This window comes from Acinetobacter sp. PK01 (assembly GCF_022819285.1).
Taxonomy (GTDB): domain Bacteria; phylum Pseudomonadota; class Gammaproteobacteria; order Pseudomonadales; family Moraxellaceae; genus Acinetobacter; species Acinetobacter tandoii.
In genome coordinates this window covers 2603874-2622675 of sequence record NZ_CP094643.1, presented here as the reverse complement: position 1 = coordinate 2622675, position 18802 = coordinate 2603874, and the positions used below count along the sequence as shown (strand labels likewise).

General features: G+C 42.0%; 18 protein-coding genes. 8 read left to right on the top strand and 10 right to left on the bottom strand.

The annotated features are described in order from the left end of the window. The first annotated feature begins 154 nt into the window (after positions 1–154). Positions 155–1390: a magnesium transporter CorA family protein gene (locus tag MP622_RS12380; RefSeq protein WP_016168372.1), complete on the top strand. Its 1236-nt coding sequence runs from the start codon at positions 155–157 to the stop codon at positions 1388–1390. A gap of 140 nt (positions 1391–1530) precedes the next feature. Here MP622_RS12380 and MP622_RS12375 read toward each other — a convergent pair whose 3' ends face one another. The 7 genes from MP622_RS12375 to MP622_RS12345 form a co-directional block, all read right to left on the bottom strand. After that, positions 1531–1791, bottom strand: coding sequence for a YdcH family protein (locus MP622_RS12375; protein WP_016168371.1), 261 nt, complete (start codon positions 1789–1791; stop codon positions 1531–1533). An 89-nt stretch (positions 1792–1880) separates the two neighbouring features. After that, positions 1881–2219 (bottom strand): chaperone modulator CbpM, encoded by a 339-nt coding sequence (locus MP622_RS12370; protein ID WP_016168370.1) that lies wholly within the window; start codon positions 2217–2219, stop codon positions 1881–1883. Positions 2220–2229: 10 nt separating this feature from the next. Continuing rightward, positions 2230–3186: a DnaJ C-terminal domain-containing protein gene (locus MP622_RS12365; RefSeq protein WP_243791196.1), complete on the bottom strand. Its 957-nt coding sequence runs from the start codon at positions 3184–3186 to the stop codon at positions 2230–2232. 151 nt (positions 3187–3337) lie between these two features. Next, positions 3338–3802, bottom strand: coding sequence for a DUF2147 domain-containing protein (locus MP622_RS12360; RefSeq protein WP_104441177.1), 465 nt, complete (start codon positions 3800–3802; stop codon positions 3338–3340). Between the two features lie 299 nt (positions 3803–4101). Beyond that, positions 4102–4977: an Hsp33 family molecular chaperone HslO gene (locus tag MP622_RS12355; protein ID WP_016168367.1), complete on the bottom strand. Its 876-nt coding sequence runs from the start codon at positions 4975–4977 to the stop codon at positions 4102–4104. Positions 4978–5027: 50 nt separating this feature from the next. Beyond that, positions 5028–6869 (bottom strand): monovalent cation:proton antiporter-2 (CPA2) family protein, encoded by a 1842-nt coding sequence (locus tag MP622_RS12350; RefSeq protein ID WP_243791194.1) that lies wholly within the window; start codon positions 6867–6869, stop codon positions 5028–5030. A 55-nt stretch (positions 6870–6924) separates the two neighbouring features. After that, positions 6925–9147 (bottom strand): primosomal protein N', encoded by a 2223-nt coding sequence (locus tag MP622_RS12345; RefSeq protein ID WP_243791192.1) that lies wholly within the window; start codon positions 9145–9147, stop codon positions 6925–6927. Between the two features lie 152 nt (positions 9148–9299). On the opposite strand from MP622_RS12345, the gene gspF reads away from it, so the two are divergent. From gspF to MP622_RS12330, 3 genes are all read left to right on the top strand, one after another. After that, positions 9300–10505, top strand: coding sequence for a type II secretion system inner membrane protein GspF (gspF, locus tag MP622_RS12340; protein WP_243791190.1), 1206 nt, complete (start codon positions 9300–9302; stop codon positions 10503–10505). A 31-nt stretch (positions 10506–10536) separates the two neighbouring features. Next, positions 10537–10974 (top strand): type II secretion system major pseudopilin GspG, encoded by a 438-nt coding sequence (gene gspG, locus MP622_RS12335; protein WP_243791189.1) that lies wholly within the window; start codon positions 10537–10539, stop codon positions 10972–10974. 275 nt (positions 10975–11249) lie between these two features. Next, positions 11250–11594 (top strand): hypothetical protein, encoded by a 345-nt coding sequence (locus tag MP622_RS12330; RefSeq protein WP_243791187.1) that lies wholly within the window; start codon positions 11250–11252, stop codon positions 11592–11594. 72 nt (positions 11595–11666) lie between these two features. Here the strand turns inward: MP622_RS12330 and lnt are convergent, their stop codons facing one another. Both lnt and MP622_RS12320 read right to left on the bottom strand, forming a co-directional pair. Then, a complete protein-coding gene (lnt, locus tag MP622_RS12325) occupies positions 11667–13226 on the bottom strand; it encodes an apolipoprotein N-acyltransferase (RefSeq protein WP_243791185.1) in 1560 nt (519 codons plus the stop codon). Continuing rightward, positions 13223–14062: a CBS domain-containing protein gene (locus tag MP622_RS12320; RefSeq protein ID WP_044740572.1), complete on the bottom strand. Its 840-nt coding sequence runs from the start codon at positions 14060–14062 to the stop codon at positions 13223–13225. Before MP622_RS12320 ends, lnt begins: the two co-directional genes overlap by 4 nt. A gap of 239 nt (positions 14063–14301) precedes the next feature. Between MP622_RS12320 and tusA the strand changes: the two genes are divergently transcribed. Then, positions 14302–14559 carry a sulfurtransferase TusA gene (gene tusA, locus MP622_RS12315; RefSeq protein WP_016168359.1) on the top strand — a complete coding sequence of 86 codons (258 nt, stop codon included), beginning with the start codon at positions 14302–14304 and terminating at the stop codon, positions 14557–14559. Between the two features lie 83 nt (positions 14560–14642). Further along, a complete protein-coding gene (locus MP622_RS12310; RefSeq protein ID WP_243791183.1) occupies positions 14643–15170 on the top strand; it encodes a hypothetical protein in 528 nt (175 codons plus the stop codon). 94 nt (positions 15171–15264) lie between these two features. Here MP622_RS12310 and MP622_RS12305 read toward each other — a convergent pair whose 3' ends face one another. Next, complete coding sequence (locus MP622_RS12305) at positions 15265–16977, bottom strand: electron transfer flavoprotein-ubiquinone oxidoreductase (protein WP_243791182.1); 1713 nt, start codon at positions 16975–16977, stop codon at positions 15265–15267. Positions 16978–17164: 187 nt separating this feature from the next. On the opposite strand from MP622_RS12305, the gene MP622_RS12300 reads away from it, so the two are divergent. Both MP622_RS12300 and murI read left to right on the top strand, forming a co-directional pair. Then, positions 17165–17776 carry a DUF1285 domain-containing protein gene (locus MP622_RS12300; RefSeq protein ID WP_243791180.1) on the top strand — a complete coding sequence of 204 codons (612 nt, stop codon included), beginning with the start codon at positions 17165–17167 and terminating at the stop codon, positions 17774–17776. Positions 17777–17822: 46 nt separating this feature from the next. Beyond that, positions 17823–18698 carry a glutamate racemase gene (gene murI / locus MP622_RS12295; RefSeq protein WP_243791178.1) on the top strand — a complete coding sequence of 292 codons (876 nt, stop codon included), beginning with the start codon at positions 17823–17825 and terminating at the stop codon, positions 18696–18698. Positions 18699–18802 lie beyond the last annotated feature (104 nt).

Here is an 18802-nt window from a genome sequence, read left to right as displayed (position 1 = left end):
GCTTTTTTTATGCCTCAGTATTTTATTGAATAACTGCATAAAGCGATAAAGTTTGTGGTGAAATTGCGATAAAAATGAATATCCTAAGCAGAATGCATTACACTCAACTTCACGAAATAAACAACAAGATTGACGGAATAGAGTGACTGGATAGATGCAAAGCTACTATTTTTATCAACATCCGACGGATGCTTATATTTACGTACAACAGCAGGCGTTGGACCATGTTGAGCCTGAATTCATCTGGATTGATAGTACCCGTGAAGATCTGGTCAATCATGCCGAACATTGGCAGCAGCAAATGTTTGAAATGACAGGGGTGAGCTTAAATGAATTTCATGTCAAAGATATTTTGAATTTGGAGCATCCATGTGCTTTTGATGCAATGGAAGATTACGACTTGCTCATTTTCCGTAAATTGATAACTCCAGATGACAAGATCCAGACAGGGGAGCAAGCATTAGAGCAACATGAGCGCTTCTTTGGACTCTCCACGACACCTATTAGTTTTGTTCTGACATCACAAGTCTTGATTACGGTGCGGGAGCAAGGAAATCAAATTATCGAGCAGTATATTGAACGGATAGATTCAATTGCAGCACGTACTATGGATGAGCAAAACAAGCCTCGTAAACTGTCACATAGCCCTTTAGATTTAGCATTGCGTTTATTGAATGCCATGGTCGATGGTTACTTGGATTTGCGAGTGCCTCTCACCCGACGTGTGGAATATTGGCAACAAGAGTTATTACAAGGACACCGCCGTTTTGCCAAATGGAATCAGTTACTACAGGAAAACATGGCATTTCAGCAAATTGAAAATCTGTGCGAAGAACAAATCGAGGTCTTACAAGAATTACGTGATGAAATCGTAGAAAACTATTCCCATTTAAAACCGAAAAAGCGCTCTGAAAAACGCGATATAGTGTTGGTGCGTACTGATGATTTGGTCAGTCATGTCGAGCGTATTCAAAAACATACGACGCGTTTACGGAGTGCCGTACAGGCAGCAATCGAATTACATTTTTCAGCGATTGCGAACCAAACCAATGAAAACATGCGAATTTTGGCGATTATTACCGCAATTTTTGCACCGTTAACCTTATTGACAGGGATATATGGAATGAACTTTGAGTTTATTCCAGGGCTGAAATCTCCAATTGGGTTCTGGTTAATGTTGATGGTGATGTTGATCACGACGGTCTGGTTGATTCTGTATTTCTATCGTCGCCACTTGGTGGGACGTGGTGAAAAAAGCGTGATTGATATGCTGGCGCAACAACACCAAGATCAGCATGTGGGTTTACTCTGGTTCCTAGATTACGAACCGATTAAGCAAGGGGTCAAAGTCACCTTGAAAGAAGTGGAAAAACTGACAAAATTAAAATAATCACGATCAAATACAAGAAGATGTCATGAAACTGACATCTTCATTTTCTATGCTCTATATAGGCAAAATAGCATGATCTGATTTTATGCTAATGCACGTATAAATAGATGAATAAAGCGCAGTACATGTTCCGAACTCACTTAGATTTGTGAATTGGTATGATCTTGTAGTAGGCGATAAATTTCATCCTTGAGACGAAGTTTTTTACGCTTTAAAGCTTCAATGTCATCATTGATACGAGAGACAGGATTAAGTTCGCGTCGACAGATTTCCTGATCTAGTTCGGCATGTTCTTCGAAAATTTTCGCAAAGTGCGGATTATCCTGACGTAGTTGAGGAATAACTTCGCGGTGTTCAGGGAACATGAGTTTCACTTTCTTGTTACATTCTTTTGTTTTCATGATAACCGTATTTCTCTCAAGTGAATGATAAAAGAACACTAACCCGCTCAATGATGAATTAAGTTCAAGGAACGGGCTGTATATCGGATTTATGAGTCTTGTATATGCGCATGCCGAACTTGGCGACGAAGTTGTTGTACTTCATCAATCAGATCCAACATCATGGCAACTGCTGAAAAACTGGCATCAAAATCACGTTGTAAACGATAGGCTTTACGAGCACGTGTGACATCTTCACCAAAGAATTGATGAATTCGTTCTTCTGGGCGTGTCGGTAAAATATCGTATTCCAACAGTTGTAAAACCCATTCTGGGCTTTGACCACAGGCTTCGGCAAAGTGTTTTAAATCGAAACTACGATGTTCATCGACGATCTCTGCGGTGCTATAACCGTCGCAAATAATTTCTCGATAATGAATGGTTGTCATAGCGTTCTCCTTAAAGTTGTCGAGGCTTAAACTGCTTAAAGGCTTCAGCAAAAGCTCGGTAAGCTTGTTCTTGCTCAGCGTTTTGTGCAGGTGGATTCACAATGTTTAGAATTAAGAATAAATGTCCTGCTGTTTTATTGGGAATTCCTTGATTTTTTAATCGTAATTGTTGTCCTGTTTTTGCATTCTTGGGTAGGTTTACCTGAACTTTCGTACCTGCTGGTGTGAGTAACTCAATTTGTTGTCCCAAGGCTGCTTCCCATGGCGTCACGGGAATGGTGTAATAAATATCGGCACCTTCAACGCGATACTGCGCAGTATCCTTATAATAAATTTCGATATACAGGTCGCCATTTTCGCCACCGCGTACACCGACTTGTCCCTGCCCAGTCAAACGAATTTGCTGTCCTTCTTTCATTCCTTTTGGAATTTTGACCTGTAAGGTCTTGCGCTGAACTTCTGGCTCTCCATACGCATTGATGGTTGGAATTTGCAGGGTAATCTGCTGTGAAGTGCCGTGGAAGGCAACATCTAAGTCGACTTCAAGCTTGGCGTGTTGATCTTCACCCCGAAAAGATTGCTGTCTCTGTTTATATTGATAATTCCCTCCTCCAAAACCTGTACCAAAGCGACCAAACAGGTCTTCAAAGCCTGAAAAATCGGATGAACTGCCTTGACTAAAGCCTTGTCGATAAAATTGAGCATCATCAAATCCAGACGCGCCTGCTTGTCCCCCAAACCCTGAAAAACCTTCAGGATGGTCTAAGATGAAGTCATATTCTTTTTTCTTCTCTTCATTGCTAAGTGTGTCGTACGCGACATTGACTTCTTGCATACGAGCTTCAGCATCACTTTCTTTACTGATATCGGGATGGTACTTTCGTGCCAGCTTTCGATAGGCTTTTTTTATTTGGTCAGGAGGAGCATCGCGTGGAACTCCCAGAATTTCATAATAGTTTTTAGACATACGTATTTAATAAAATTGATGGTATTTTAATCAATATTATGATGTCTTTGGGAAAGAGGGAAGTAGTGTAGAACTGTTCGTATTTGTTTCAAATTATAACAATAAGAAAAAGCCCACGGAGGGCTTTTTCCTAGTACGGTAGGGTTTTAATTTACTGGACTTTAATCCATGTCATCAGGCGGACATTCGAGGAGCCTGTCTCTTGAGCACGAACTTGCAGATATCTGGCTTCCTGAACTAAATGTGCTTCCGAAACATAGTGCTGTCCTGAAAGTGGATCAAGAAATTTACCTTCAATATATTCGTTGTGTTTTTCAGGATTTTTCTTTAACCCTGATAAAATAGTTAAGCCGATCATCGGTTGATTTTTTAAATGGCCTGTACATTTTTGGCAAGTGGTCAGTTTCTCTTTGCCAGACAATGAGCGTATTTCGATCACTTGTGCGCTGTAGACATTGTGCTGGTTTTTACTGATGATGACATCTGCCAGTGAGTGACCTGTACGATCATCCACGGTTTTCCATTTGCCAATCAGGGGGTCAGTGTTTGCTAAGCTGTAAGTACTGCACAGCAAAGTTGTAATGAAAACCGTACGGGAAAGAAAACGAATTCCCATGAAAAATTACCTCAGTGTATATCAGTTAAGTTTGAATGAATCACATATTAAAATGATGGATTTCTTATCATGAAGAGACGTAGTTCAACAAAAAAATTGTTATCTTCGTCACGCAATTTTAGCGTATCTTTTTATACGTTGAATATATCATATTGCTCCAAATGCACTGAAATCGGCGCTTTGGCATAGCAAGTGGACATGGAATGTTCTTAGAGCTTATCTATATTAAGGCGTAGAAAACTGCCTGTTGCATATCAATGGGCTGCATAACAACAGGCAGAGGCAAAGTTAACGAATGTTTAACTTAAATGTTCGCCGAATAAACCCAGAGCTTCTTCGGCTGTGAACTGATATTGGGTATTACAGAATTGGCAATCCATGGTAATTGGATTTTGATGTTCTAATGTTTCACGCACTGCTTCTACGCCAATTTGTTGTAAGGCATTAGCACAGCGATCTTTAGAACAGGTACAGCCAAATTTGAGTTGTTCAATTTCAGGTAGTCGCACATCTTCTTCATTGTATAGACGATACAGAATTTCATTGGCTGCTAATTCAGTGAGTTCATCAGCTTTTAAAGTTTCTGTGAGCATGGTCAGACGTGGCCATAAATCTTCATCAATCCGTTGCTGTTCTTCTTCACTAATGCGTGGTAGCAACTGAATGAGTAAACCACCTGAGCGTTGTGCTGTACTGGCCAAAACAATGCGGGTAGGAATTTGTGCAGAAAGATCATAATACTGCATCAAGCAGCCCGCTAGGGTCGTTTGATCAAGCGGTACAATCCCTTGATAACGCTCACCAAATTCAGGTTCAATGTTAATAAACAGAATAGGATTAGTCAGTGATTTTAGTACGGTGCTGCTGTCAGTTGCTGCTTGGAAACGAGGATCTTCTTCGTAGTCGGCTAAGGCACGAACTTCACCTAAATGGTTGCATTCCGCCATGGCCCATTTAAATGTTCCAGAGGCTTGAATTTGTAAGCTGATACGCCCTTTAATTTTTAGTGTACTGGCAAGCAAGGCCGTGGCACTGAGCATTTCACCCAGTAAAATTTGTACTGCTTGTGCGTAGTCACGTTGGGCAAGAATCGTTTGTAAGGTTGCTTCCAGATGAACGACTTCACCACGAACAGGGCAATCTTCAATATAAAAGCGTTGACGTATATCAGACATAATTTTCTCCAAAACCCTGCTTTAATGGTGGCAATATTGTAAAACACAAGTCAATTTGCTTCATCTCGTGTCACATCTATTCGGGTAGAATCTAAACCACGTTGTAAATTCACGCCTGTTTCGACTGCACGAATTTCTGTATCACGTTCAAACAAATGTTCCAGTTCAGCAAGGGCGTTTCGGTGCGACTCATATACCTTTTGTTCATCGGTATAGACGCGTTGTTGCTGTGCCAAGAGCTGTTCATCATAATCGCGAAATAACTCAATACTTTTTTGGGCATCAGTATCACTAATACCTAAGTCACGTAAGGCTTTATATGCCATCCCAAGTGATGATAAATAGGTTTCTCGCCAAATATGCTGCACACCCAAGTCACGTAATAAGTGTACATGATGTCGGTCTCGTGCTCTGACTAATAACTGTAACTCGGGGTAATTCAGGCGGATATGCCGTGCCACATTCATCGAGTCTTCAATGTCATCAATGGCAAGAATAAATACCTTGGCCTGTTCAATACCTGCGGCTCTTAAAATATCAGGGTGGGTGGCATCGCCATAATACAAATGACCCCCATAGTTACGTACAAAATCGACTTTTTCTAAATTACTGTCGATAGCGGTAAATTTTTGATGTTGTAAATGCGCGACACGGGCAATGATTTGTCCAAACCGACCAAAGCCGGCAATAATCATGGCGGAGTGTTGTTCAGGAATATCATCATATTCAGGGACGGTAACAGGCGTCAGACGCGGCACCACACCTTGACGAATCACCCAATACAAAATCGGAGTCAACATCATGGAGATAATCACGATGAGGGTGATGGGGGCAATGCTGGCAGCAGAAATGAGTTGTTCATCTTGCGCTACGCTGAACACCACAAAGGCAAACTCTCCACCCTGTGCCAAACAACTGGCAAGCAGCAAGCTGTTGGGCCAAGAGACCTGATAATAGCGAGCAATCGCCGTGAGTGTCGTAAACTTAACCAGTAAGAGGAGTACTGCGCCCGCCAGAATAAATACAGGTTGTTGCCATAAAATATGAATAGGGGTCAGCATGCCCACTGTCATAAAAAATAGACCCAGTAACAGTCCTTTAAACGGTGCAATACTGGCTTCCAGTTCATGTCGGAACTCGGAATCTGCCAGTAACACACCCGTCAAGAATGCACCTAGTGTGGTGCTAATATTGAGTAGATCCATCAACATCACCACGGCTAAAACAATAAATAAGCCCACTGCGGTGATCAGTTCATGCGCACCTGTTTTTGCTACAAAGCGAAAAAAAGGACGAATCAGATAGCGACTGAATAAAAACAGCCCCGTAAATGCTGCGATAATCGCAGCAAAATAGGCGATGCCATAATGCGTTGATTCCACACCTGCTAGAAGAGGAATCACGGCAATCAGAGGAATCGCTGCGATGTCTTGAAACAGTAAAATCGAGAAAGATTGCTGCCCATAACTGGTATTGAGTTGCTGCTTTTCTGTGAGCAGTTGTAATACGAAGGCGGTGGATGACAGCGCCAGTGCACTACCAATCACCAAACTGGCAGCAATGCCTTGTTGCAACACGAAAAACAGAATAGTGCCAATCACCACCGCAGTGATACCCACTTGCGCACTGCCCATCACAAAAATGGATTGACGCATCGTCCAAAGCCGTTGTGGTCGTAGCTCCAACCCAATTAAAAACATCAAAAGAATGACGCCAAATTCAGCAAGTTGTTGAATCGCTTCGGGATCATTGGCAATGTTCAGCACATGAGGTCCCAAAAGAATCCCTGTGATTAAATAACCCAAGACTGTAGCAATGCCGAATCGTTTCAGTAGTGGCACCACCATCAGCGCTGCACCTAAAAAAAGCGTGATTTGCAACAATAACGACATGCATCTGTCCTGAAATTAAAAAGTTGTGATGAATTGCTGAAGTACTGGTTTAGACTCAACTCAATTCCTGTGGGTCTATATCCAGACTGAGTTTCATGCTGGCAGGTTTGTGCTGCAACATGTTTTGCCACCATGCCCTCAAATAATAGTGCAAACGTGCTCGATCTTGGGAAAATAACACCATATGTGCTTGATAACGACCTGCTTTACGTTCCATCGGGGCGGGAATTGGTCCCCAGATATCGATGTTGAGTTCGGAAATCTGACGAAGTTGTTGTGCATGTTCAGTCAGATATTGCTGATTTTGTTCCTGACTTTTCGACTCACAGCGAATCAGCGCCGCATAACGATAGGGTGGGAACAATGCTTGTTGTCGTTCTTTCAACGTTTGACGGGCAAATTGTCGATAATCGCCATCCACTAAGGTGTGTAATAAAGGGTGTTCTGGGCGCAGGGTCTGTAAATAGACATCGCCTTTTTTCTCGCCACGTCCTGCACGTCCCGCCACTTGAACAATGAGTTGGGCAGTTCGTTCTGGTGCACGAAAATCGACACTAAGTAAGCCTGAATCAATATCTAAAATTGCCACCAAAGATACATAGGGAAAATGATGCCCTTTGGCGAGCATTTGTGTACCAAGTAAAATAATCGGTTCACTTTTTTGAATGCGATCATAAATTTTTTGCCAGCTACCGACACGACTGGTGGAGTCTCGATCGACCCGAATGACCTCAAATTCTGGAAAGAGTTCCTTTAAACTTTCTTCAACTTTGGCAGTCCCCATACCAATCGGTTTAAGTTCAGTATGATGACATTGCGGGCAATGATCTGGCATGCGATGAATGGTGCCGCAATGATGACAATGCAAATGCTGATAAGGTTGAGTATGCAAGGTGAAATTGGCGTCACAATGCGGACATTTCGCTTGCCAAGCACAACTTTCACAAATCAGCACGGGGGCATAGCCTCGTCGATTGAGAAAAATCAGTACCTGTTCTTTGCGCGCCAGACGCTTGTGCATTTCATCCAGTAAAAACTGACTAAAACCATGCTGTTTGCGCCCAACTTTTAAATCCAAGATGTGTAACTTAGGCAACAGTGCCGTGCCTGCACGTTCATTTAATTCTAGTCGGGTCAGTTTACCTTGGTCGGCCAGTGCATAGCTTTCCATACTTGGTGTTGCGGAACCCAAAATAATGGGACAGTTTTCCAAATGTGCGCGATAGAGCGCGACATCACGCGCATGATAACGAAAACCTTCTTGCTGCTTAAAAGAGAGATCATGCTCTTCATCTAAAATGATTAAGCCTAGATTATGCAATGGGGTATAAATGGCAGAACGTGTACCTAAAATAATCGAGGCTTTGCCCGTTTGCGCACTTTGCCATGCTTGCAAGCGTTTGGCATCGGTCAGTCCTGAGTGCAGCAGGGCAATATGACAGTGGAAACGCGATTGAAATCGGCTAATCGTTTGGGGGGTCAAACCAATTTCAGGTACCAACACCAACACTTGTTTGCCTTGCTTCAGGACTTCGTACATGATTTGCAAGTAAACTTCAGTTTTACCGCTACCTGTTAAACCATCCAGTAAATAGGCATGATAAGACGAGAGTGATTTCAGTACCTGCTGAATGGCATGCTTTTGATCGGGGTTGGCGGTCAGAGGCATTTGCGCCAAACTCAGGGCTTGTGGACTAAAATCTTTTTGTTCTAAATAAGCCTCACAGATGCCTTTCTTTTCCAAAGCTTTTAAAGTGGCGGTTTCAATGCCCGCTAAATTCAGAATATTTTCAGATGTACCTGTAGGATGTAGCTTTAAAATTTTATAAGCATGTTGTTGTTTCTCTGAGCGCTTAATTTTTTCATCTGCATTTTGATCTAGCAATCGCCACATATGTGCCAACAGATCATAGGGTTTACCTTGACGTAATAAGGTGGGCAAAGCACTGTGTACCACTTCACCAATCGGAAATTGATAATATTGTGCTGCCCATGTCAACAAAGTTAAAACTTTACTGTCTAGAATGGCATCGTCATCTAGCAAAGCTTGAATGGGTTTTAGCTTAAATTTGGGATTCTCAGGAGTATCAGGTGTGAGTTTTTGCATAATCACCCCAATTAAATTTCGAGACCCAAAGGGCACAGCAACACGCGCTCCGACTTTCGCCTGCGCATAATCCTCTGCGGAAATCTGATAGTCGAAGCAATCGTAAACATGGGCTGGAACGGCGACGCGAATCCGATAAGGCACGAAAGGGGGCGATACTGTGTTTGGCATAAAAGGGTCAAAGGTTCCAGCTGAATGTTCGTCGTGTGAAGTCTTGAGTTATGTTAGAGTGTGCAAATAAAATTTATATTGAAGAATATGAATGATTTTAGGGGTCAGACGCAACAGCGCTGAATGAAATTTCGGAAAATTAGAGCATTACAATGCCTGCATATCAATTTACCGCCATTGATGCTTTAGGGAAGCAGCAAAAAGGCGTGCTAGAAGGTGATTCGGCACGACAAATACGTCAGCAACTACGTGAGAAATCACTCATCCCGATTAGTGTCGATCCTGTAGAACACAAAACCAAACAGCAGGGATCACGCTGGTTTCAAAAAAAGATCACCGCCTATGATTTAGCGCTGTTTACCCGTCAATTGTCGGTGTTGGTCGCTGCGGCGATTCCTCTAGAGGAAGCTTTACGAGCGGTTGCCAAACAAAGTGAAAAAGCCCATGTGCAACAATTAATTGTGTCAGTTCGTTCCAAGGTTCTGGAAGGGCACTCTCTTGCCAATGCCTTGCAGCAATCTGGGCGTTTCCCCGAACTTTACCGCGCAACAATTGCGGCAGGTGAGCGTTCTGGACATCTGGATTTGATTTTGGAGCAATTGGCAGATTACACCGAGAATCGCTTTGCCATGCAAAAGAAAATTCAAGGTGCCATGATCTACCCAATTATTTTAATGTTGATGTCTTTTGCGATTGTGATGGGGCTGATGACCTACGTGGTTCCCGATATTGTCAAAACCTTCGATCAAAATAAAGATGCTTTGCCTTGGATTACAGTTGCGTTGATGAAAGCCAGTGCCTTTATTCGCGTGGCTTGGCCTTTTTTAATCATTGCAACGGTAGTGGCAATCATATTTCTGTTACGGTTTTTAAAGAGTACCGCAGGACATTATGCTTTTGATCGTTTAACACTCAAATTGCCATTATTTGGTAAGTTATCGCGTGGTATTAATTCTGCACGTCTTGCGAGTACTTTATCTATTTTGACCAAGTCAGGTGTACCGCTGGTAGATGCATTGCGTATTGGTGCTGCGGTCAGCAGTAACTGGGTGATTCGTGATTCGGTGGATTTGGCGGCTGAAAAAGTCACGGAAGGAGGCAACTTGGCCACTCAACTGGAGCGCAGTGGTTATTTTCCCCCGATGATGGTACAAATGATCAAAAGTGGTGAAGCCTCAGGTGAGTTAGATCGCATGTTGGAGCGCGCATCTACAATGCAAGATCGAGAAGTCACAACCCTAATTTCGACTTTATTGGCGTTACTTGAGCCGTTAATGTTAGTGCTCATGGCCAGTATCGTCTTGGTGATTGTGATTGCAGTGATGCTGCCGATCGTTAATATGAACAATATGATTTAAAGAATATAAAGATTGAAAAGTGAGTGGTTGAATGCAAGTGAATAAATATCAAACCAAACAATCCGGTTTTACTTTAATTGAAGTGATGGTAGTGATTGTGATTTTAGGGGTATTGGCTGCGCTGATTGTACCGAATGTCATGGGACGTGGTGAGAAAGCCAAAGTGGACACTACGGTGATTACCTTAAAAGGGGTTGCGGGTGCACTGGATCAATATAAATTAGACAACGGTAAATACCCATCAATGCAAGATGGCGGTTTAGATGCATTAGTGAACCAACCCGCATCGGTAAAGAACTGGATGCAAGGGGGCTATGTTAAAGGCGGCTATCCAAAAGACAGTTGGGAAAATGATATTCAGTATATTATTCCTGGTGCTGAAGGTCGCGCTTTTGATTTATATTCATTTGGTGCTGATGGTAAAGAAGGTGGTGCAGGGACGGATGCCGATATTTATTATCAACCTTAATCAATATCACCTGAATTAATCGATGAAAATTATCACTTTATTTTATTGAATGACTCAATTATAAATAAAGTGATAATCTTTCTTATTCATTTGTTTTAATATAAATATTTGAATTTTAATAATTAAATATAATAAATGGTTTTTGAGAGTTATAATAAGAATTATTCTTAACCGTAATGTTTACAAAAAATGTCAAGTATGTTGATAAATAAACTTTTTATTTAAAAAAAACCTAGCATAATGATTTTAAGAACAAAAATGTGATGGGGAATAGAATGAAAGCATTCGTTTTATCAGATGAAATCACCCAATTTCATTGGGCGATGCTGAAATCTGTTCTATTGATTTTAACAGTATTGCCGATGATGAATGGGGCAGTGACTTTATGGCAAGGTACCGAAGGCAGTAGCCAGATTATGATTGGCTTTTTTGCCTTGAGTGTTATGAGTGCTTGGTTAGTGGTATGTTTTATGACTGCACTAAAAGCAACTGTCTGGCAGGTGCAAAGTCTCCATTCTGTCGTTGAGCAGAAAATCTTTCAGGCCTATCGTTATGTGCCGATGCTGTTTTTATCTAGCTTGATCGCTTATTTCGCGACTCAGTTTGCTTCAATCTTTTAATTAATTCTAGATTCCTGCGGTTTGATTCAACATCAGAATAAAAAAGGGAGATTTCAAAATCTCCCTTTTTTATTAGCGTCTGCTTTTAAATGAAACATCAACTTTTCGTGGGCGGAAGAACCAACCCATAATTAAAAGTAGTGCTGAAAATCCGAGGATTGGCCAGTCGCTTAGACGATTGTAGAGGGTCTGACCTTGCATTGCAGGTAAGTCCCCGCGTAGTACTGTGCGTTGATCAATTGGCGCTTGGCGCACAATATGTCCTTGATGATCAATAAAGGCAGTTACACCAGTATTGGTGGCACGTATAAACCAACGACCATTTTCTTTGGCACGCATTTGTACCATTTGTAAATGTTGCCAAGGGCCTGCTGTACCTGTAAACCACGCATCATTGGAAACGGTCACAAGGAAGTCACTGTTACTGGCATTCCGTCGTGTCAGATTCGGATAAGCCACTTCATAGCAAATTGCTGCCGCTAAATTATGCTGTTTGATATGTAGGGGTTGCTGATTGGATGCACCACGTGAAAAACCACTCATCGCAGGGTCATTTTGTAAGGCAGGCAATACCCAACTCAGCATACCCGATAAGGGAATATATTCGCCAAACGGCACCAGACGTTGTTTTTTATACAGCCCTTCGGATTGGCTGCCCAAAGCCATGATGCTGTTATAGAACATCGGGCTACCTTGTTGTTGAGATGCTTTTAAATCCCAATAAGGAATTCCTGTGACCCATCCCGTCCCCGTTTTTTGCGCTTGGACTTTCATGGCATCTAAAAATGGCTGAATATCGGTTTGGAACATTGGAATAGATGATTCTGGCCAAACGATTAAATCACGTCCCCATTCACTCCGACTGAGTCCTGCATAAATCATTAAGGTTTGGGTTTGATATTCGGTGAGCCATTTCAAGTCTTGCGGAATATTACCCTGAATCAGAGAAACCGAAAGCGGTTTCTCATTCTTGGGTTGAACAAACTGAAGTTGTGCAGCCCCCCAAGCCCCGAGCAGTAAAATCAGGGAAGGAAACAACCAGAATAGACGTTTGTTGAGGATTTCCACCATCGCGCAGGCCAAGAGGATGACGACGAAAGACACCCCGAATACACCAAATAGTGGAGCATAGCCGTCGAGGAAACGTTCGGTAAATGCGTAGCCGACAAACAGCCATGGAAAGCCAGTAAAGACCCATGTTTTCGCCCATTCAAAAAACACCCAAAGCGGGGCAAAGGTGAGAGGTGTTTCTGGGAAAAAACGACGGTAAATCCAAGTTTGTAGTGCAGTAAACAGCCCCATTACGAGAGCCATAATAGCAATCATGAGTACACTGAGCACGGCACTGGTATCGCCGTAGACGTGAATAGAAGTATAAAGCCAAAAAGCGCCGACAAACCACAGTCCGAAGCCGTACCCCCAGCCAATAAAGAATGCTTGTTTGGCTGAACGCTGGCGTAAGCAGGCGTAGAGTAAGGCAGGGGAAAGTAGAGCAATCCACCAATAATAGTAAGGTGCCAAGGAAAAACTCAACATGGCACCCGAGCAAAGGGAAATAATAAAAGGTAAAATCATGGGTAGCTGTTTTTGTTGTTGTGAAGACTTCAACAGCGCATGAAAGTATGTTCTCATTTAAGGACAGCTCGAATCAGATGAATAGTACGTGCATCTGCTTCTACAATGGTAAATTCCCAATCTCCAATTTCAATCACTTGACCTTGTAAATCGCTCACTAAACCAATTTCTTGAAGCAACAAACCGCCCATAGTTTCTACTTCATCATCAGGAAAATCAGCATCTAAAAGATTGTTAAAGTGTTCAATTGGTGTAAGTGCTTGCACCAACCAAGTATTGGCAGTTTTCGGGTCATCATCAGGCACAATATAGGACGCTTCTTCATCCACTTTGTCGTGTTCATCCTCAATTTCACCGACAATCTCTTCCAGAATATCTTCGAGGGTAACTAGACCAGATGTCGTGCCATATTCGTCAATCACCACAGCAATATGGGTCTGGGTGTTTTTCAACATACGTAATACTTGGTCAGAGCGAGCACTTTCTGGCACAAACAAAGGCTGACGCATGAGCATGCGAATATCGACTTTGCTGGCTTTTTCGGTCAAGAAAGGCAATAAATCTTTCGCCAATAAAATACCGACTACGTTATCGGGTTGATCTGATGAAAAAACAGGAAAGCGCGAGTGTGCTGATTCAATCAAGACATGCAAAATATCGAGTAATTCATCATCTTCTTGCAGGCTAATCATGGCTGTGCGCGGTGTCATGACTTCGCGGATTTTTGTCGCTGGAAGATCGAATACGCCTTCAAGCATCGCAACCGTATCTGGCTCTAAAAAACGACGTGAATCTTGTACGAGTTTGAGCAATTCGTCGCGAGTTTCTGGTGCAATTCCTAACCATTTTCTTAAGCCACGCATACCCCACGACGGGCTTGATTCATCGTGCATGATCTTTCCTAAAGATGCTAAATATCAAAAAATTATTTTCATCATACCTTAGAAAATGCAGATGTCTATGCAAAAAGTACAGCAAAATATGAATGTTATCGTCATCTTTTACTGAATTAAATAGACCTAAACTTTAAACGTCACACGTTTGCTTGCTCAACAGATAAGCAGGGTAAGTGCTGCTGTGTCATTTCGAGTTTATGTTAGAATAACGCTGAAAATGTATGAAGAGTTCCTTGATGTCTGAATCCTCTGTAACCCCGACCCTGCAATTAAATACCCGTGGATTACGTTGCCCTGAACCAGTAATGATGTTGCATCAAGCTATCCGTAAATCTAAATCTGGAGATGTGGTTGAGGTCTTCGCAACAGACAATTCAACTTCGTGGGATATTCCTAAATTTTGTATGCATTTAGGCCATGAGTTGTTGTTGCAAGAAGAACGCTTAGATGAAAATGGTAATAAAGAATTTCATTACTTGGTGAAAAAGGGCTAAAGCAAATGTCTTAAGCTTTAGTACATGGGTTTGAGTCGAATAACAACTAAAACAATTAATACAGCTCATTTTAGGACATAAAGATGAAAAGTATTCCTCTATGCTTAGGGTTTGCTATTTTTGCCTTATTTGGTTCAACTGCATGGGCAAAACCCTGTGAAATTCCAGTACAAACCATGAATGTTGCGGGTTTAAAGGTCGGGCAGAGTATCCGAGAGTTTCAAAAGCTTCACCCTACAGCAAAATCTGTGGTTTTAGGGGGGAATAATTACCAGTTAGAGTTTACGGATGGGACTGATGCTCAGATTAAAAAAACAGGCGTGAGTTCAGTTCAACATATTCGTTATGATCCAGATACTAAAGTCATCACTTCATTCAGTTTAAGTTTTCTGGATGGTTCTATGGCAAATTATGAGACGGATTTGGATCTTTTTAAAAGCAGAATTCTTAAAAAATTTAAAGTGGCCCAGAAAGGTTGGGTGCAAGAGAAGAATAAATACACCTATCAATGTGATGATTATCGAATAGAGATTCATCAGGACTACGGTGCCGAGCATACAGCGATTGGGCCAACAGTCATGGTGTTTGGGCAAAAATCGACGATGTTTTAATAAAAAACTCCCCTCAAATGGAAGGGAGTTTTGATGAAGAAATTATTTTGATTGAACAGCAGTGTCGAGACGAGCTCGACACTTTTTACTGATCTTACATATTAGGGTAGTTTGGACCACCGCCACCTTCTGGTGTTACCCATGTAATGTTCTGTGATGGATCTTTAATGTCACAGGTCTTACAGTGAACACAGTTCGCTGCGTTAATCTGGAAGCGTTTTGAACCATCATCATTTTCCATGATTTCATAAACACCCGCAGGGCAGTAGCGCTGTGCAGGTTCATCCCATTTTGGTAAGTTCACGTTCACTGGAATTGAAGCATCAGTGAGTTTCAAATGTGCAGGTTGGTTTTCTTCATGCACGGTGTTCGAAACAAAAACAGAAGACAAACGGTCAAAGGTCAATTTACCATCTGGTTTTGGATAGTTTGGTTTAAATGTTGCTGCATCTACTGTTTTTAATGCACTAAAGTCAGGCACAAGGTCATGTAGTGTAAACGGCACTTTAAACACGTTCTGGTCGATGAAATTGAATGCACCACCCATCCATTGACCGAATTTGTGCATCGCAGGGCCAAAGTTGCGGGCGTTATATAACTCTTCTTTTAACCAACTGTTATTGAATTTTTCAGTATAAGCCGTGAGTTCTTTCGCGAAGAGGTCTTCACCTTCGGTTACACGGGCAATCGCCAGATCACCACCTTTTTCAACACCCGCTTGAATCGCTTCAAATACAGCTTCACCACAGAGCATGCCAGATTTCATGGCCGTGTGAGAGCCTTTGATTTTCGCGAAGTTCAGGAAACCTGCATCATCACCAATTAAAGAACCACCAGGGAAAGTGAATTTAGGCAGTGAGTTGAAACCACCTTTTACCACGGCACGCGCACCATAAGAAATACGCTTGCCGCCTTCTAGGTACTGTTTCACCAGCGGGTGAGTTTTCCAGCGTTGCATTTCTGCAAATGGGTACATGTGTGGGTTTTCGTAAGATAAGTCCACGATCATACCCAAAGTCACTTGGTTGTTTTCAGCGTGATATAACCACCAACCGCCAGAAGAACCTGTTTCGCTTAAAGGCCAACCAGCACCGTGCATCACCAAACCTGGTTTGTGTTTTGCCGGATCGATTTCCCAAAGTTCTTTAATTCCGATACCGTAGTGCTGTGGGTCTGCATCTTTGTCCAAATTAAATTTGGCAATCAGACGCTTACCTAAATGACCACGACAGCCTTCTGCAAAAATGGTGTATTTGGCATGCAATTCATAACCTGGGGTGAAGTTATGCGTAGGTTCGCCATCTTTACCAATCCCCATGTCACCTGTTTGAATCCCTTTTACAGTACCATCTTCATGGTAAAGTACTTCGGCTGCAGCAAAGCCTGGGAAAATCGAAACTTCAAGCTCTTCCGCTTTTTGACCTAACCAACGTACCACGTTACCTAACGAAATCACGTAGTTGCCATCATTGTGCATGGTTTTAGGTACCATCCAATGAGGTGCTTCCTGTGCTTTTTCAGGCGACATCAAGAAATAGGTTTTATCTTCCGTTACAGGAACATTTAAAGGCGCACCTTCTTCTTTCCAGTTTGGGAATAATTCGTTAATCGCACGTGGTTCTAGTACAGCACCAGAAAGAATATGTGCACCGACTTCGGAGCCCTTTTCTACCACACAAACGGATAAATCAGATAAATTGTTTTCAATCGCAAGTTGACGAATTTTGATCGCAGCAGAAAGACCTGCAGGGCCTGCGCCTACGATAACGACGTCAAACTCCATCGATTCACGTTCGATGTGTTCCATGTAGGACTCCTCATATTACTTAAAGGTGGCAACTGTATGACTCTTTACAGTGCTGCCATGAGTGTTCTTAAATAGTCGGCACAAATGGATTATCATGCCTTTTATATTGTGGGCTAGTATAGTTTTAAACCGTGGTCTAGCCAATTGGCTGAATCATAATATTTTTACGTCATGTAGGCATTAATTCATGGTAAATCAAACTAATTCCAACAATGCGACGAATAATACAGCGAAAAATGATGATAAAAACATAATGAGTATTGCACAATACTTAAAAAGTGCACAGAGCGGTCACAAAAGGTCAATTCCCCCTATGGCGCAATGGCAGCCAAAGCATTGTGGCAAAATGGATTTGAAGGTTTTGGCTAACGGAGAATGGTGGCACGAAGGTCAATTGATTAAGCGCCAGTCTTTATTAGACCTGTTTTCAAGTGTGCTTTGGAAAGAAGAAGGGCGGTTTTATTTAAGGACACCTGTAGAGCAAATTGAAATCGAGGTTGAAGATGAACCTTTGTTCGTCAATCAAGTTGACTCTACGGTCATTGCAGACAAAAAATATATTCAATTCACCACAACCAATGCTGATCTAATTATTGTGGATGCTGAACATCCAATTTTCATGCGTGAATTTGCTGGAGAGTTACGTCCTTATGTGCATGTGCGCTTTGGAATAAATGCCTTAATTCAGCGTTCCGCTTTTTTTCATCTCATTGAAATGGGCGAGTTGGTTGAAAATAAGCAAGGCGATACCATTTTAAGCCTACAAAGTGGTGATTTTCACTTGCAATTGGGCACCTGAGGTTTAAGCTTTATTCATTCTGATCTTTCATCGTCAATAGTGTGTTATGACAGCCATTCATCCGATTTACCCCTTAGTTGATCCCATGCCTAAAGCGCAATCGGATGCACCCATTGGAATTTTTGATTCAGGTATTGGCGGGTTATCAGTGGCGCAGGAAATTGCACATTATTTGCCGAATGAACGCATCGTTTATTTTGCAGATACAGCGAATGTGCCTTATGGTCCACGTGAGGATCAGGAAATTCGTGAACTGACGGCACGTGCCATAGAGTGGTTATACCGACAAGGCTGTAAAGTCGCTGTGGTTGCATGTAATACAGCCTCAGCTTTTAGTCTGGATTATTTACGTGAACATTACGGAGAAAATTTCCCGATTATTGGCTTAGTGCCTGCGTTAAAGCCAGCCGTACTGCAAAGTCAAAGCAAAACGGTTGCAGTATTAGCAACACCTGCGACATTTCGTGGAAAGTTGATTAATGAAGTGATACAGCGTTTTGCTATTCCTTCTCAGGTAAAAGTATTGGCAGTGACGTGTTTGGAACTGGTACCTTTTGTCGAAAGTGGTCAGCAAATGAGTACAGCCTGCCTAGGTACCTTAAAACGCATTTTACAACCCGTAGTCGATCAGGGTGCGGACTATTTGGTACTAGGATGTACGCATTATCCGTTCTTAAAACCTGCAATTGAATCAATTTTTGGGCAAAAAATGACATTAATTGACTCTGGATATGCCGTTGCTCGTCAAACTTCCCGTATTTTGTTAAAAAATGAGTTATTATTTGAACAGAGACGGAAGGATGGTTTACCACGGATAGCATGTTATGTCAGTGGAAATAATGCCAAGCATTTAGAATCGATTGTGCAACATCTCATTCCACCTGATTTGAGTTGGAGTATTGCGAATATTGTCATGAAATAAATGCAGAACAATAATCCGTCTTAAAACTTGAGTATCAATATTAAAAATTGGGGTTGTCATACTGTAAGACTTTGATTGCGGTATGCAAAAGAAAAGGTGAGGAT